This window comes from Shouchella rhizosphaerae (genome assembly GCF_036700015.1).
Classification (GTDB): Bacteria; Bacillota; Bacilli; order Bacillales; family Bacillaceae_D; genus Shouchella; species Shouchella rhizosphaerae.
In genome coordinates this window covers 158,708-173,741 of sequence record NZ_CP144921.1, presented here as the reverse complement: position 1 = coordinate 173,741, position 15,034 = coordinate 158,708, and the positions used below count along the sequence as shown (strand labels likewise).

Below are 15,034 nucleotides of genomic sequence, written 5' to 3'. Positions count from 1 at the left end.
GCGAATGGCAGTGAAAGAACGCCTTGATGTTCTCCTCGTTGAAAGGGGACTATGTGAGACAAGGGAAAAAGCAAAACGAACGATCATGGCCGGGCTTGTCTATAGTGACTCCGAGAGGCTTGACAAGCCGGGCATGAAAGTAGCCGTTGATACGCCGCTGCGTATTAAAGGAGAACAAATGCCTTACGTGAGCCGGGGCGGATTAAAGCTGGAAAAAGCGCTGCAGACGTTCGATTTTCCTATCGCCGGAAAAGTCGGCCTTGACATTGGCGCGTCCACTGGCGGTTTTACTGACTGCGCCTTGCAGCATGGAGCGGAGCATATGTATGCCGTTGATGTTGGCTATAACCAGCTTGCTTGGAAAATTCGTCAGGACGAACGTGTGACGGTGATGGAAAGGATGAATTTCCGCCACGCTGTACCTAGTGATTTTGGCAACGGCATTCCCCAGTTTGCGACGATCGATGTGTCCTTTATTTCTTTGCGTTTAATGTTGTCGCCGCTTTTTGCAATTATCGCTACCGGCGGGGATGTATGCGCCCTTATAAAGCCGCAGTTTGAGGCAGGGAAGGACCAAGTTGGGAAAAAAGGGATTGTCCGCGACCCGGCTATTCATGAACAAGTGATTGAAAGCATCGCCGCTTTTAGCTGTTCGATTGGATTTGATGTTGTTAATTTAAGCTATTCGCCCATTACGGGCGGTGAAGGCAACATCGAATTTTTAATCCATTTGCAAAAAGGCAGTGGGCGCATGGATATACAAGAGGGAGTCATTCGCCAAGTCGTTGAGTCCTCCCAACGTTTAAAAAACCATTAAAAAACAAAGGAAAGCCAAGCTGGCAGCAGAACGGGCAAGCTTGCCAACCGGCCGCCATGCTGGATATCTTGGAGAAGGCAGCGGCATGCGGCCTTCTTTTTTTGTAGATAAGCAAGTGTATCAATCTTGCCGAAAGCGGGCAAACCGTAGATAATATAAAAAAGACGTTGTTCGTTGCAAAAATTGAATTTAATTTGAGGTAAGGTGAGGGCATGAATAAAGGGCAACGCCATATTAAAATACGGGAAATCATTACCAATTATGAAATTGAAACACAGGATGACTTAGTGGATCGGCTAAAAAGCGATGGCTACAATGTCACGCAAGCCACGGTTTCTCGTGATATCAAAGAACTTCATTTAGTAAAAGTACCGTTGCAAGACGGGCGTTATAAATATAGCCTGCCTGCAGACCAAAAATTCAACCCACAGCAAAAGCTGAAGCGAATTTTAACCGACAGTTTTATTAGTATTGATCGTACAGGCAACCTTGTCGTCATGAAGGCGATGCCAGGCAATGCGAACGCCATCGCTGTTCTAATTGATAATTTGGATTGGAACGAATTAATGGGGACGATTTGTGGAGATGACACGATTTTAATTATTTGCCGTACCGAGCGAGATGGACAAGTTGTAACAGAACGGTTCTTGAATATGCTTTGAGGAAGGTGGCGAGAGGATGTTAATGGAACTGTCGATAAAAAATTTTGCCATTATCCGCTCTTTAACAGTCCCTTTTGAAAAAGGGTTGACCGTGTTGACTGGGGAGACGGGCGCAGGCAAGTCCATTATCATCGATGCAATCGCATTATTGTTAGGCGGGAGAGGGTCAGCCGAGTTTGTCCGCTTTGGCGAAAAACGAGCCGAAATTGAAGGCTTGTTTGCGATTGGCGAGAACCACCCGGCTCTAAAAAAACTCGACCCAATTGGCGTTGAATGCGAAGAAGGAATGCTCATTCTCCGGCGTGATATTACAGACGCTGGAAAAAGCATTTGCCGGATAAATGGCAAGCTGACAACGATTGGCATGTTGCGGGAAGTCGGGCAGACATTAATCGATATGCACGGCCAGCATGAGCACCAGTCATTAATGCGGATCGAAGAACATGTTGAACTATTAGACAGTTTCGGTGGCGAGGCCTTAAAAAAAACGCGTGCTGAGTATACAAGGTTGTTTAATGAAGTCCAAAAAATGACGGACCGGATCAACAGTTTAAATCAAAATTCGCAAGAAATGGCAAGAAAAGCCGATTTGTATGCGTATCAACTACAAGAAATCGAACAAGCGAAGTTAACGCCAGGAGAAGACGAAGAGTTGCTGGCTAAACGTTATAAACTAGCCAATAGTGAGAAGCTTTATGAGGCCTTAACCCGTAGTTATGAACATATGTACGGCGAGGAACGAGGCCTGGATTACATGAGCGGCATGCTTTCCCACTTAGAAACTGCTGCCTCGATTGACAAGGAATTAGCGCCTTTATATGAACAAATGTCTTCAAGCTACTATATGCTTGAAGAAGGTACGTATGCGATTCGTGAAGCGATTGAAGCAATTGATTTTGATCCCGAAACACTTGCGTTTATTGAAACGAGGCTTGCTGAAATCGACAAGTTGAAACGCAAATATGGTGATTCGGTTGAAACGATATTGGAATATGCCGCCACGATTGAGGAAGAGCTGGAAGCGATAGAACATAAGGATGACCGGTTAGCGAATTTAACCGAAAAACGCGACGCCCTTGTAGAGGACTTGTTGCTTGAAGCGGAAGCATTAACTGATTTGCGCAAGGCGGCAGCAGCTGAATTGATGGAAGCGATTGAAAAACAGTTGCAAGACCTGTATATGGAAAAAGCGCAATTTCAAGTAGCGATTGAGCCTTATCCAAATAAAGGAGATCTCTCCAGTTTAAGAAGGTTAGGCCAAGACCGAATCGAATTTATGATTTCGGCGAATCCAGGTGAACCGTTAAAACCTCTTGCGAAAGTCGCTTCTGGAGGGGAATTGTCGCGGATTATGCTAGCGCTGAAGTCTGTTTTTTCCGCAAAAGAAGGAATGACCTCTGTCATCTTTGATGAAGTGGATACGGGCGTGAGTGGCAGAGTCGCCCAGGCGATAGGTGAAAAAATCCAACGAATATCTGCTGGCTCACAAGTGTTATGTATTTCTCATTTGCCACAAGTGGCAGCATTAGCTGACCACCATTTGTATATTTCCAAAACCGAAACCGATAACCGCGTGTTCACAAGCGTCAAGGTTTTAAATGAAAACGAAAAAGTGGACGAACTGGCACGGATGCTTTCTGGCGTCGAAGTGACAGATTTGACCAGGAAAAATGCAGAAGAATTGCTCGCGCTTGCTCAAACAAAAAAAATGTAGAAAAGCTACCCATTTTGGGTGGCTTTTTTCTCTTTTGCATGGTTATAAATATGGCCGTAGGAGGCAACATTAATAGTACAGCCAGCATGGAGGTGTGGGTTGGGAGCGAGGAGTGAAACGTTTGAGAAAAGAGGGTGTACGATATGTAATTGGCGTCTTGCTTTTTTTATGTGTGGTAGGGCTAGGTTTTTCACCACAAATAAGGCAATTTGTCAATACGCCTGTTGACCTGACCATATTTGAAGGAAGCAATGCTGTTATTGAAATGGCTGGCGCAACTGCTAAAGGCCATGTTGTTATTAAGGAACAAGATAACCGCACTTATTTGCATGGCAAATCGCCTGGCAGCGAAGAAGTTCTTGTAAAGGCTGGCCCGTGGCCAGTTAAAGCGATTGACGTTTCTGTTTTACCGAGCATAAAAGTGATTCCTGGCGGTCAGTCGATTGGCGTCAAACTAAACACGGAAGGCGTCTTAGTCGTTGGCCACCATTTGATTGAAACGGCAAAGGGACAAAAATCACCTGGGGAATTTGCTGGAATTGAAGTGGGTGACCGGATTACGAAAATCAACGGCATCAAAATGCACTCAATGAATGAAGTGGCTAAGCTTGTTCAAGATGCCGGGGAAGCAAACAAAGAACTGACGATAGAAGTACTCCGCAATGAAAAACCAATTAAAACGGTTCTTAAACCAGAAAGAGCAAAAGGCGACCATTTGTACCGTTTAGGCCTCTATATTCGTGATTCTGCAGCGGGTGTTGGGACAATGACTTTTTATGAACCACAAAGCATGAAATATGGGGCGCTGGGCCATGTGATTTCGGACGTCGACACCCGTAAGCCGATTTCGGTTCACGATGGGCAAATTATGCGCTCTTCTGTCACATCGATCTCAAAAGGGCTCCATGGCGAACCTGGCGAAAAGTTGGCGAGCATTGCGAAAGACCAAGACATTCTTGGCACCATTAGCAAAAACAGTTCTTTTGGCGTATTTGGGCAACTGGATCAAAAAGCGAAGATGAAAAATGGCTTGTATGACGAACCGATGGCAATTACCACAGCAGATGAAGTGAAAGAAGGGCCTGCCAAAATCCTAACCGTTCTCGAAGGGGAAGAAGTCGAACAGTTTGATGTTGAAATCGTCAGCAGCGTGGCTCAAAATGGGCCTGCGACAAAGGGAATGGTCATTAAAGTGACCGATAAAAAATTGTTGCAAGAGACAGGCGGCATTGTGCAGGGGATGAGCGGGAGCCCGATTATTCAAGACGGCAAATTGATTGGCGCAGTAACGCATGTATTTGTCAATGACCCGACAAGCGGTTATGGCTGCCACATTGGTTGGATGCTGGAAGAAGCCGGCATTCATACAGGATTGCTTGAAGCTAAAGCGAGTTAATTACTCGTTTTAGCTTCTTTTCGTGTAAAATCCTTTTATTCCTATTTTTTGTGCGCCATTCTTTGATACAATGGTACTGGACAATTTATGTCGAACAAATGGGATTTTAGGAGAATACGGTCTATTTTAAATTATTTAAAGGATTGCAGCCATCCTTGTCGAATCGATTACATACACCAAAAGGAATTGGGGGAAAACGAGATGAGCAACGTTACAGTCTGCATTGCAGATGATAACCGCGAATTAGTCCATTTATTGAGTGAATATGTAGGTGCTCAACCAGATATGGAAGTAATCGGAACGGCCTTTAATGGGCAAGAATGTTTAACGGTTGTAGAAGAAAAAATGCCAGATGTACTACTGCTTGACATCATTATGCCCCATTTGGATGGGCTAGCTGTGCTGGAACGTTTAAGTCAACGGGAGAAAAAGCCACAAATTATCATGTTGACTGCTTTTGGCCAAGAAGATGTAACGAAAAGAGCCGTCGATTTTGGCGCTTCCTATTATGTATTAAAACCGTTTGATATGGATGCGTTAATGGAGAAGATCAGGGAGATAGGCGGCAGCAAAAAAGCGAAGCGGACAAGAACATCCTCTTTGTCGTTTCATACTGCTCATCGCCCTGAAGACAGGCAAATCAACTTGGATGCGAGCATTACAAGCATCATTCATGAAATTGGTGTTCCAGCGCATATAAAAGGGTACATGTATTTGCGTGAAGCGATTACGATGGTTTATAAAGACATTGAACTTCTTGGCTCGATCACAAAAGTGCTTTATCCGGACATCGCTAAGAAATTCAACACGACAGCGAGCCGAGTCGAACGGGCTATCCGCCATGCGATTGAAGTTGCGTGGAGCAGAGGAAACATTGACTCCATTTCAAATTTATTTGGCTATACAGTAAGCCAGTCAAAGGCCAAACCAACCAACTCTGAATTTATTGCAATGGTTGCTGACAAGCTACGGATTGAACATAAGGTGAGTTGAAACTTGAATAGGCAAGAAACCAAGCGCTTAAGCCGAAGTGTCTTGGTTTTTTTGCGTAAAAAGAACGAATGGGCCCATACTAAAGGAGAGGTGGTGGCTATGACACTTACAAAAAGGAAGATGTTCTTTCCCCTATTGTCGGAAAGGACAAATCGAAAGAACCCATTAAGTACAAAGGCAGAACGAGCTAATGCGGGCAATCAATGGTTGTGTGCGAAAGACGTTCGTCCATTAAAGCGTGTCGATCCTAAATGATTACATTGTTTTTATTATTGCCGCTCCTTTCCATTGCCCTGAATATTGGTTTTGCTGATGCTGGATGGGCATTATCAGACAGCGGTGGCAAAAGGAAAATGCCATTTAGCCTAGGGGCTTTTATATTATTTAGCTATGCTGCTTTATGCAGCCAACTAGCGGGGTCGGTGGCCTTTTTTTCTTATTTGCCGTTAGCGTACGCCACGCTTGTTTGGGCAATTGGTTTTTATTATGATTGGCGCAAGAGCACCGATATCACGAGAAACGTTTTCGTTTGGAATGATCCACTAATTCTTCTTGGGATTTTAGCCGCTATGTTGTTCGCTTGGCAGATGACAAGCATGGCTAGCTTCTGGCATTGGCTCATTGCAATTGCGTTGTTGGTGATGCTTCCTTACACCGGACAAAAAATGAACAAACATCCACTTTTCTTATGGAAAGCCAGCTTCTGTTTTCTTGTTGTTGTCTTTTTCGTCATCGAGACGCCTCAATTCGCCGACGTATTATACGTTGTCACTGTGTTTTATATTGCTTTTGTAATGGAGGGAGAACGTGAAGCTTGTTTTGGTACAAGCGGGGCGTTGTTGCTCGGAAGCATGGCGGCGATTTGGGCCATATCTACCCATTCTTTGACACTGCAATTTGCTTGTTTAGCCGTATCCATATTTTTGGCGTATATACCGTTGACACAACTGCCTAGCAGAATAGGTGTTTTTCGCTGGATGGGCGAATTAGGAATAAACAAGCATGAATAAAAAGCATAACGAGCTCGCTATGCTTTTTTTCGCGTAAATGAACGAGTGACTTTTCCTCGTTTTTTATCACGGTGAAAAATAAAACCGGCCAAAAACCACATCCCTAACGCAAAAAAGAGCAATCCTGCCAAAAACTGAACCCAAATGGCCGGATAAGGCGGTTGTTGAATAAAGAAAAAGGCGTCGCGCATTAGCTTGATTCCATAGCCAGCGCCGATAATCGGAATAAGCAATATGCATAAAGCGATCACTCTGCCCATGATATCCCAACTTTCAAAAAGTCGCTTTGTTTCTGGAGTATTCTTTCTCTATTGTAAAGGAGTTTGCCAAAAAAGTACATGTATTAGTTGCATCCTGGGCGTAATTGTACGATACTTAAAGAACTAATAGCAGCGTATATGACCAAGTCCTAATTTTGGGGTGATAGAGTGAACAGCGCGATTTTTGTAGGCTCTGGCAATGAATCAAAACAGTTGCTAGCCGTGCTTTTGCAATTAGAATTGTTTACGTCAATCGCAGTAATATCAAATGATGCCCCGATTCAAGTGCTTGCCAAAAAGCATCGACTGCCTTGTTACCCTGATGCACAAGAAGGGATACAACCAGCCGACGTTGCTATTAGCGATGATCCGCGCTGGGATTCATTCTGTGTAAAAAGATGGACGTTCCAAATGGCGTGGGAAAAAGTGCTGGAAGCAATCAAAGACGACTTGCTCATGAAAAAAGCAATTCATGCGATTCAAGACGGGATGATTGTTGTCAATCGTTTTGCCCAAGTTCAATTTATGAATGAAGCCGCAGCACATATGGCTGGCGTTGAACTTGCTAAAGCAATTGGCAAGCCAATTCAAACACTTTTGCCTTCGAGCGGCTTACCACGGGTGATCGAAACACAACAACCGGAGTATAACCAATTGCATGAATTTGATAATGGCACGGTTATTGTCACGACGCGTGTGCCCCTTATTTTTGGCGGCGCGTGTAGCGGCGCAATTGCAGTCTTTAAAGATGTGACGGAAGCGACGCAATTGGCCGAGCAAGTCACGGACTTGCGTAGCATTCAAACGATGCTCGAAGCAATCATAAATTCATCCAACGATGCGATTTCAGTCGTTGATGAGAACGGGACAGGCTTAATGGTTAATCCCGCTTATACAAAGCTGACTGGGCTTGACAGCGATCAAATAATCGGTCAGCCGGCAACAGCTGACATCTCTGAAGGGGAAAGCATCCATATGCAAGTGTTGCGGACGAAAAAACCTGTCCGTGGGGCACGGTTGAAATTAGGGCCCCATAAAAAAGATGTCATCGTGAATGTAGCCCCTGTAGTTGTTGATGGCGAACTGAAAGGAAGCATCGGTGTCATCCATGATGTGTCTGAATTGAATCGCCTATCGTCCCAGTTACAACATGCACAAAAACGGCTGGCAACATTGGAGGCGACCTATTCCTTTTCCGAAATTGTCGGCACTTCGAAAGAAATGGCCTTTGCGATTGAACAAGCAAAGCGCGGCGCGAAAACGTCGTTTCCTATTTTGCTGTTAGGGGAAACAGGTACAGGGAAAGAATTGTTTGCCCATGCGATACATAACGAAAGCGAACGGAAAGGGCAGCCATTTGTTCGCGTAAATTGTGCAGCATTGACTGAGACGCTGCTTGAGTCAGAGCTGTTTGGCTATGAACAAGGTGCTTTCTCAGGAGCATTAAAGTCTGGGAAGAAAGGGTTGTTTGAAGAAGCAGAGCATGGCAGCATTTTTTTAGACGAAATTGGAGAAATGTCTCCTAATACACAAGCCAAACTGCTGCGTGTTTTACAAGAACAGGAAATCGTCCGGGTCGGTGGCACAAAGCCCATTCCTATCCATGTCCGTGTTATCGCTGCCACAAATGTCGATTTAGAGGGAGCAATTCGTGAAAGACGATTTCGAGAAGATTTGTATTACCGGCTGAATAAATTGCCAATCCGGATTCCCCCTTTGCGTGAGCGGCTAAGTGATTTGCCTGCGTTAATTGACCATCTTCTTAGAAAGTTAAATTTAGATTATGGCCATAACATCCAGTCGATTTCAAAACTTGTTCTTTCCCGTTTTGAAGGGTATTATTGGCCGGGGAATGTTCGCGAACTTGAAAATGTCCTCGCCCGTTCGATGATTTACATGGACCTTGGCGCGACAGAATTAACAGATGTCTCGCTGCCCCAGGAATTTGGCCAGTCAGGCAAAAGGGAAGAAAGCGATGCTACAGCTCCAAAACAACTTCAGGCGTTTTTAGCTGAAAAAGAAAAGGAACATTTGCTACGTACGCTTGCTGAAGTAGATGGTGTAAAGACAGAAGCGGCGAAACTACTTGGGATTTCCATTCGCTCGCTCTATTACAAGCTTGAAAAATACAACCTCGCATAATTTTGCCTGCAAAAATATGCATGCCTGCAAAAACGTGCAGGAAATAGCAGCCAATGTTAGGTATTTTTATCCCTAAAAGATTGGCATATCTTTTGCATGTTTGTTTAAGGACCAAGCGGCAATAGAGCCATAGCTTGAGTGAAGGGGGACCAAAACATGGAATTATTTGCAAAGATGGTAGAGCGCGATTACGAACAAGTAGTCGTGTGTCAAGATAAAACGTCAGGATTAAAAGCAATCATTGCGATTCATGACACCACACTTGGGCCTGCGTTAGGGGGAACAAGAATGTGGAAATACGCCACGGAAGAGGAAGCGATTGAAGATGTGCTCCGTCTGGCTAGAGGGATGACGTATAAAAACGCCGCTGCTGGGCTGAATTTGGGCGGAGGAAAAGCTGTGATTATTGGCGATCCACGCTCAGATAAAAATGAGGAAATGTTCCGGGCGTTTGGCCGCTATATCCAAGGGCTTAATGGCCGTTACATTACAGCTGAGGATGTGGGCACGACCGTTGAAGATATGGATATGATCCATCAGGAAACAGACTATGTGACCGGGATTTCGCCGGCATTTGGCGCTTCGGGAAATCCTTCTCCAGTGACCGCTTATGGTGTTTATGTAGGGATGAAAGCGGCAGCGAAAGAAGGGTTTGGTTCTGAGGACTTAGCTGGGAAGACGATAGCAGTCCAAGGAGTAGGCAATGTTGCTTACAATCTCTGCAAATACCTCCATAAAGATGGAGCTGAGCTGATTGTAACCGATATTCATAAACCGTCTGTAGAGAGGGCTGTTGCCGATTTTGGTGCTACTGCCGTTGATCCAACTGAGATTTACAGCATCAAATGCGATATTTTCGCGCCATGCGCCCTTGGAGGCGTCATTAACGATGATTCCCTTGCCAAGCTGAAGGCATCAGTCATTGCCGGTGCTGCTAACAATCAGCTTAAAGAAGAAAAGCATGGTGTTCGCCTGCAAGAAATGGGGATCGTATATGCTCCTGATTACGTTATTAATGCTGGCGGCGTCATTAATGTAGCGGATGAGCTAAACGGATATAATCGTGACCGGGCATTTAAAAAAGTCGAGGGCATTTATGATAATGTCGCCCGTGTGTTTGAAATTGCCAAGGAAGAAAATATCCCTACGTTTCAAGCGGCTGACCGTATGGCCGAGCAGCGGATCGAGCGGGTCCGTTATGCAAGAGGGACGTTTTTGCAAAATGAGCATCACATCCTTTCGAGGAAAAAGTAAGCAGGAAGAGGTGGGCTAAATGGCGGAAAACTACGACCTTGTCATTGTCGGAGGCGGCATTGGCGGCTATGTGAGCGCAATTCGCGCCGCCCAAGAAGGGTTGAAAACAGCGCTCGTGGAACAAGCATTGCTAGGAGGCACATGCTTGCATAAAGGCTGCATCCCAAGTAAAGCATTGCTAAGAAGCGCGGAAGTGCTGCGCACCGCCAAAGAAGCAAGCGTGTTTGGCGTCGCAACGGGACCAGTCGCATTTGATTTTGCCGGTGCGCAAAAACGGAAACAAGAGATTGTTGATCGTTTAGCGCAAGGGGTAAAGGCGTTAATGTCAAAAGGGAAAATCGATGTGTACGAAGGAAGAGGGCGGATGCTCGGGCCATCGATTTTTTCGCCGAGTCCAGGCACCATATCAGTTGATTTGGCTAATGGCGACAATCAAATGCTTATTGGCAAAAATGTCATTTTGGCAACAGGGTCGGTACCAAGACCACTTCCGCATACACCCTTTGATGGCAAACAAATTTTAAGCTCCGATGACGTTTTGCAGCTAAAAGAGCTACCCGCGTCGATGGTGATTGTTGGCGGCGGTGTGATTGGGATTGAATGGGCTTCAATGCTTGTTGACTTTGGCGTCAGCGTCACCGTTGTCGAAGCAAGTGAAACGATTTTGCCAACAGCAGATCAAGCGGTAGCGGCAGAAATGGAAAAACAGCTGAAAGCGCGAGGGGTCGTGTTTTATACGAACGCCCAATTAGATGAACAAACGGTGGCCACGACAAGTTCAGGCATAAAGGCGACTGTGCACCAAAATCAAGAAGAACATACCATTGAAGCAGATAAAATGCTTGTCGCCATCGGCCGTGTCGCCAATGTCTCTGACATTGGCATTGACAATACAGACATCGCCTTGGCACATGGCTGCATTGCTGTAAATGAATATGGGCAAACAAAGGAATCACACATTTATGCCGTTGGCGACTGTGTCGGCGGTTTGCAGCTTGCCCATGTCGCTGCCCATGAAGGCATTGCCGCTGTTTCCCATATCATTGGCAAACAGGTCGAACCAGTTGATCCGCTTGCTGTTCCTTCATGTGTGTACAGTTTTCCTGAAGCCGCACAAGTGGGGATGACGGAAATACAGGCGAAAGAAGCAGGCCATGCCGTAAAAGTTGGCACTTTTCCATTCGCAGCGAACGGCAAAGCTCTCATTCATGGCGAGGCAGGCGGTTTTGTCAAATTGATTGCCGATAAAGACACAAGCGATTTATTAGGCGTCCATATTATTGGCACGCACGCAACGGATTTAATTAGTGAAGCGGCGCTTGCAAAATTCCTTGATGCAGCGGACTTTGAGCTAGCAGAAACCGTACACCCGCACCCGACTTTAGCAGAAGCGATCGGCGAAGCGGCGCTGGCAGTTGATGGGTATGCAATCCATAAGTAGAGGGGATGGGAAGATGACGAACAAAAAACATGAAACGCTTGGATTAAGCGATGCTGAAGTGGTGGAAATGTACAAAACGATGTTGCTTGCAAGACGAATTGATGAGCGGATGTGGCTCTTAAATCGGGCCGGTAAAATCCCATTCGTCATTTCCTGCCAAGGTCAAGAAGCGGCCCAAGTCGGCGCTGCCTTTGCCTTAAATCGCGATGTTGATTACGTTCTCCCGTACTATCGCGATATGGGCGTGGTGCTGGCATTTGGCATGTCAGCGAGAGATTTGATGCTTTCTGGCTTTGCGAAAGCGGAAGATCCAAGTTCCGGCGGCCGGCAAATGCCAGGGCATTTCGGTCAGAAGAAAAACCGGATCGTCACTGGTTCTTCTCCCGTGACCACACAAGTCCCCCATGCGGTCGGGATCTCACTTGCGGGCAGGCTAGAGGGCAAGAATTTCGTCACGTTGACAACGTTTGGCGAAGGATCGTCTAACCAAGGTGACTTTCATGAAGGGGCCAACTTTGCCGGCGTCCATAAACTTCCTGTCATTTTTATGTGTGAAAACAACAAATACGCCATTAGCGTCCCAATTGAAAAGCAATTAGCATGCGAGCATGTCGCAGACCGGGCAGTAGGCTACGGGATGCCAGGGGTAACGGTGGACGGCAACGACCCTCTTGCCGTATATGAAGCAGTCAAAACAGCAGCGGACAGGGCACGGCGTGGGGAAGGACCTTCTTTGATCGAAACCGTTTCTTACCGCTTGACACCTCATTCAAGCGATGACGATGACCGCGCTTATCGCTCACGGGAAGAAGTGGCAAAAGCAAAAGAAAAAGACCCGCTTGCCACATTTGCAACCTATTTATTAGAGTCAGGAACAATCGATGCCACTGGAATGGAAACGTTGGAAGAAGAAGTGAAACAAATCGTCGACGAAGCAACTGATTATGCGGAAAAGGCTGCTTATGCTGCCCCGGAAACCGCTTATTTGCATGTGTATAGCGAGGAGGCAAACTAATGGCCGTAATGTCCTATATAGAGGCTGTCACAAGAGCACTCGAAGAGGAAATGGAAAAAGATAAACGCGTATTTGTGCTTGGGGAAGATGTCGGCAAACGCGGCGGCGTTTTCCGGGCGACAAAAGGGTTATATGAACGCTTCGGTGAAGAACGCGTCATTGACACGCCCCTTGCGGAATCAGCGATCGCTGGTGTGGCAATTGGCGCAGCCATGTACGGCATGCGGCCAGTCGCAGAAATGCAGTTTGCTGATTTTATTATGCCAGCTTTTAACCAAATTATTTCGGAAGCAGCCAAAATCCGTTACCGCTCCAACAATGATTGGTCATGCCCGGTGACGATTCGTGCTCCTTATGGTGGCGGCATTCACGGCGCCCTTTACCATTCGCAAAGCATTGAAGCACTGTTTTCAAGTACGCCAGGGCTGAAAGTGGTGATGCCTTCGACTCCTTACGATGTCAAAGGTCTTTTGAAAGCGTCGATTCAACTCGATGATCCAGTATTGTTTTTAGAACATAAACGGGCTTACCGATTAATTAAAGGCGAAGTGCCTGAAAAGGAATACACGTTGCCAATTGGCAAAGCTGATGTAAAACGGGAAGGAGACGATGTGACGGTCATTACGTATGGATTGGCTGTCCATTTCGCCTTGCAAGCGGCTGAAAGACTAGAAAAAGATGGAATTTCGACCCATATTCTCGATTTGCGCACTGTTTATCCGCTTGACCAGGAAGCGATTAAAGCAGCAGCAAGCAAAACAGGAAAAGTCTTGCTTATCACAGAAGACAATAAAGAGGGCAGTGTCCTTGGTGAAGTAGCCGCTATTATTGCGGAACATTGCCTATTTGATTTAGATGCGCCAATTGAGCGTCTGGCCGGGCCTGACATCCCAGCCATGCCTTATGCGCCTACGCTAGAAAAAGAATTTATGATTAACCCTGATAAAGTGGAGCGTGCGATCCGCAAACTTGCTGAGTTTTAAGGAGGTAGAACCGTGGCGACAAAAATGACGATGCCTCAATTAGGCGAAAGCGTAACGGAAGGGACGATCAGCAGGTGGCTAGTTGGACCAGGCGACACCGTCCAAAAGTATGAGCCGATTGCTGAAGTGTTAACGGATAAAGTGAGCGCAGAAATTCCTTCCTCCTATACAGGTACGATTGAACAGTTGCTTGTTGACGAAAATGAAACAGTTGCTGTCGGCGTTGACATTTGCACCATTGTAGAAGAAGCGAGCAGCGAGGCCGAGGAAAGCAACAAGGAAATCAAAACGGAACAAAATCCTAATCCCCCTGCGAAAGAGCAAACAAAAGCGGAACCTAGCCAAAAAAGCCGTTATTCGCCAGCTGTTGTCCGATTGGCCCAAGAACATGGACTCGACCTTACGACCATTTCTGGAAGCGGCAGAGGCGGACGCATTACAAGGAAAGACGTTGAAGCTTATATCGCTAGCAACCATACATCGGAGCCGCAACAACCGCCAGCGCAGGCAAAGCAACAGGAACCCGTTCGCAGCACACCTTCTCAAGCAATAGCAGCCCACGACCAGGAAATCCCAGTCACAGGTGTACGCAAAGCGATTGCTGAAAACATGGTTAAAAGCAAAATGGAAGTGCCTCATGCTTGGACAATGGTGGAAGTGGACGTAACCAATCTCGTCAAGCTCCGTGATAAGAAAAAGGCCGCATTTAAAGAACAAGAGGGGATTTCGCTAACGTATTTTCCTTTTTTCATGAAAGCATGCGTCGAAGCGCTAAAAGAATTTCCAGAAATCAACGCCCAATGGAACGGCACAACCATCGTCCGCAAAAAAGACATCAATCTTTCGTTAGCGGTGGCAACGGAGGATGCTTTGTACGTTCCTGTTATTCATCAGGCCGATGAGTTAACAATAAAAGGGCTGGCCAAAAAAGCCGATGAATTGGCGAAAAAAGCGCGCACTGGGAAATTGACTGGAGCCGACATGCAAGGAGGAACGTTTACGCTCAACAATACAGGCTCGTTTGGATCAATCTTGTCACAGCCCATTATAAACAGCCCCCAAGCAGCGATCCTTTCAGTCGAATCAATTGTCAAGCGCCCCGTTGTCCGCGAAACGGAAGAAGGCGACGTCATTGCGATTCGCCATATGGTCAACTTGTGCTTGTCGCTGGACCACCGTGTGTTAGACGGCCTCGTTTGCGGCCGGTTCCTCGCATCGATGAAACGTCGGTTAGAACAAATGAACGAGGATTCGACATCCATTTATTAACCAAGTAGTTCCTGGGCAGCTTAAGTCTACAAAATGGGGACCACGGAAACGCATTGCTTGTGAAATAAAAGCGAGCAG

Annotated in this window: 13 protein-coding genes; 12 read left to right on the top strand and 1 reads right to left on the bottom strand. The window is 46.2% G+C overall.

Going from position 1 to position 15,034, the window contains the following annotated elements:
* The first annotated feature begins 4 nt into the window (after positions 1-4).
* The 6 genes from V5G21_RS01035 to V5G21_RS01010 all read left to right on the top strand — a co-directional run bounded on the left by V5G21_RS01035 (position 5) and on the right by V5G21_RS01010 (position 6,592).
* Entirely contained in the window at positions 5-817 is an 813-nt protein-coding gene (locus V5G21_RS01035; protein ID WP_338465152.1) for a TlyA family RNA methyltransferase, read from the top strand.
* 212 nt (positions 818-1,029) lie between these two features.
* Positions 1,030-1,479 carry a transcriptional regulator AhrC/ArgR gene (gene ahrC, locus V5G21_RS01030; RefSeq protein ID WP_011247303.1) on the top strand — a complete coding sequence of 150 codons (450 nt, stop codon included), beginning with the start codon at positions 1,030-1,032 and terminating at the stop codon, positions 1,477-1,479.
* Between the two features lie 16 nt (positions 1,480-1,495).
* A complete protein-coding gene (gene recN, locus V5G21_RS01025) occupies positions 1,496-3,193 on the top strand; it encodes a DNA repair protein RecN (protein WP_338465150.1) in 1,698 nt (565 codons plus the stop codon).
* Between the two features lie 121 nt (positions 3,194-3,314).
* Positions 3,315-4,589, top strand: a complete 1,275-nt coding sequence (gene spoIVB, locus V5G21_RS01020; RefSeq protein ID WP_338465149.1) for a SpoIVB peptidase — start codon at positions 3,315-3,317, stop codon at positions 4,587-4,589.
* 201 nt (positions 4,590-4,790) lie between these two features.
* Positions 4,791-5,582, top strand: a complete 792-nt coding sequence (gene spo0A / locus V5G21_RS01015; RefSeq protein ID WP_011247300.1) for a sporulation transcription factor Spo0A — start codon at positions 4,791-4,793, stop codon at positions 5,580-5,582.
* A gap of 251 nt (positions 5,583-5,833) precedes the next feature.
* Entirely contained in the window at positions 5,834-6,592 is a 759-nt protein-coding gene (locus tag V5G21_RS01010) for a hypothetical protein (RefSeq protein WP_035201647.1), read from the top strand.
* 17 nt (positions 6,593-6,609) lie between these two features.
* Here the strand turns inward: V5G21_RS01010 and V5G21_RS01005 are convergent, their stop codons facing one another.
* On the bottom strand, positions 6,610-6,852 hold the full coding sequence (locus V5G21_RS01005) for a DUF2627 domain-containing protein (protein WP_011247298.1): 243 nt from the start codon (positions 6,850-6,852) through the stop codon (positions 6,610-6,612).
* A gap of 168 nt (positions 6,853-7,020) precedes the next feature.
* On the opposite strand from V5G21_RS01005, the gene V5G21_RS01000 reads away from it, so the two are divergent.
* The 6 genes from V5G21_RS01000 (at position 7,021) to V5G21_RS00975 (ending at position 14,956) form a co-directional block, all read left to right on the top strand.
* Positions 7,021-8,994, top strand: a complete 1,974-nt coding sequence (locus V5G21_RS01000) for a sigma-54-dependent Fis family transcriptional regulator (RefSeq protein ID WP_338465148.1) — start codon at positions 7,021-7,023, stop codon at positions 8,992-8,994.
* Between the two features lie 156 nt (positions 8,995-9,150).
* A complete protein-coding gene (locus tag V5G21_RS00995; RefSeq protein WP_011247296.1) occupies positions 9,151-10,248 on the top strand; it encodes a Glu/Leu/Phe/Val family dehydrogenase in 1,098 nt (365 codons plus the stop codon).
* Positions 10,249-10,267: 19 nt separating this feature from the next.
* Positions 10,268-11,689 carry a dihydrolipoyl dehydrogenase gene (gene lpdA / locus V5G21_RS00990; RefSeq protein WP_338465146.1) on the top strand — a complete coding sequence of 474 codons (1,422 nt, stop codon included), beginning with the start codon at positions 10,268-10,270 and terminating at the stop codon, positions 11,687-11,689.
* Between the two features lie 13 nt (positions 11,690-11,702).
* Positions 11,703-12,704 carry a thiamine pyrophosphate-dependent dehydrogenase E1 component subunit alpha gene (locus tag V5G21_RS00985; RefSeq protein ID WP_011247294.1) on the top strand — a complete coding sequence of 334 codons (1,002 nt, stop codon included), beginning with the start codon at positions 11,703-11,705 and terminating at the stop codon, positions 12,702-12,704.
* Positions 12,704-13,687, top strand: a complete 984-nt coding sequence (locus tag V5G21_RS00980) for an alpha-ketoacid dehydrogenase subunit beta (protein WP_212929851.1) — start codon at positions 12,704-12,706, stop codon at positions 13,685-13,687. Before V5G21_RS00985 ends, V5G21_RS00980 begins: the two co-directional genes overlap by 1 nt.
* A 24-nt stretch (positions 13,688-13,711) precedes the next feature.
* Positions 13,712-14,956 (top strand): dihydrolipoamide acetyltransferase family protein, encoded by a 1,245-nt coding sequence (locus V5G21_RS00975; RefSeq protein WP_212929856.1) that lies wholly within the window; start codon positions 13,712-13,714, stop codon positions 14,954-14,956.
* Positions 14,957-15,034 lie beyond the last annotated feature (78 nt).

Coding starts and splice junctions, on each gene's coding strand:
- V5G21_RS01035 (WP_338465152.1), top strand. CDS start 5: ATGGCAGTGAAAGAACGCCTTGATGTTCTCCTCGTTGAAAGGGGACTA.
- ahrC (WP_011247303.1), top strand. CDS start 1,030: ATGAATAAAGGGCAACGCCATATTAAAATACGGGAAATCATTACCAAT.
- recN (WP_338465150.1), top strand. CDS start 1,496: ATGTTAATGGAACTGTCGATAAAAAATTTTGCCATTATCCGCTCTTTA.
- spo0A (WP_011247300.1), top strand. CDS start 4,791: ATGAGCAACGTTACAGTCTGCATTGCAGATGATAACCGCGAATTAGTC.
- V5G21_RS01010 (WP_035201647.1), top strand. CDS start 5,834: ATGATTACATTGTTTTTATTATTGCCGCTCCTTTCCATTGCCCTGAAT.
- V5G21_RS01005 (WP_011247298.1), bottom strand. CDS start 6,852: ATGGGCAGAGTGATCGCTTTATGCATATTGCTTATTCCGATTATCGGC.
- V5G21_RS00995 (WP_011247296.1), top strand. CDS start 9,151: ATGGAATTATTTGCAAAGATGGTAGAGCGCGATTACGAACAAGTAGTC.
- lpdA (WP_338465146.1), top strand. CDS start 10,268: ATGGCGGAAAACTACGACCTTGTCATTGTCGGAGGCGGCATTGGCGGC.
- V5G21_RS00985 (WP_011247294.1), top strand. CDS start 11,703: ATGACGAACAAAAAACATGAAACGCTTGGATTAAGCGATGCTGAAGTG.
- V5G21_RS00980 (WP_212929851.1), top strand. CDS start 12,704: ATGGCCGTAATGTCCTATATAGAGGCTGTCACAAGAGCACTCGAAGAG.
- V5G21_RS00975 (WP_212929856.1), top strand. CDS start 13,712: ATGACGATGCCTCAATTAGGCGAAAGCGTAACGGAAGGGACGATCAGC.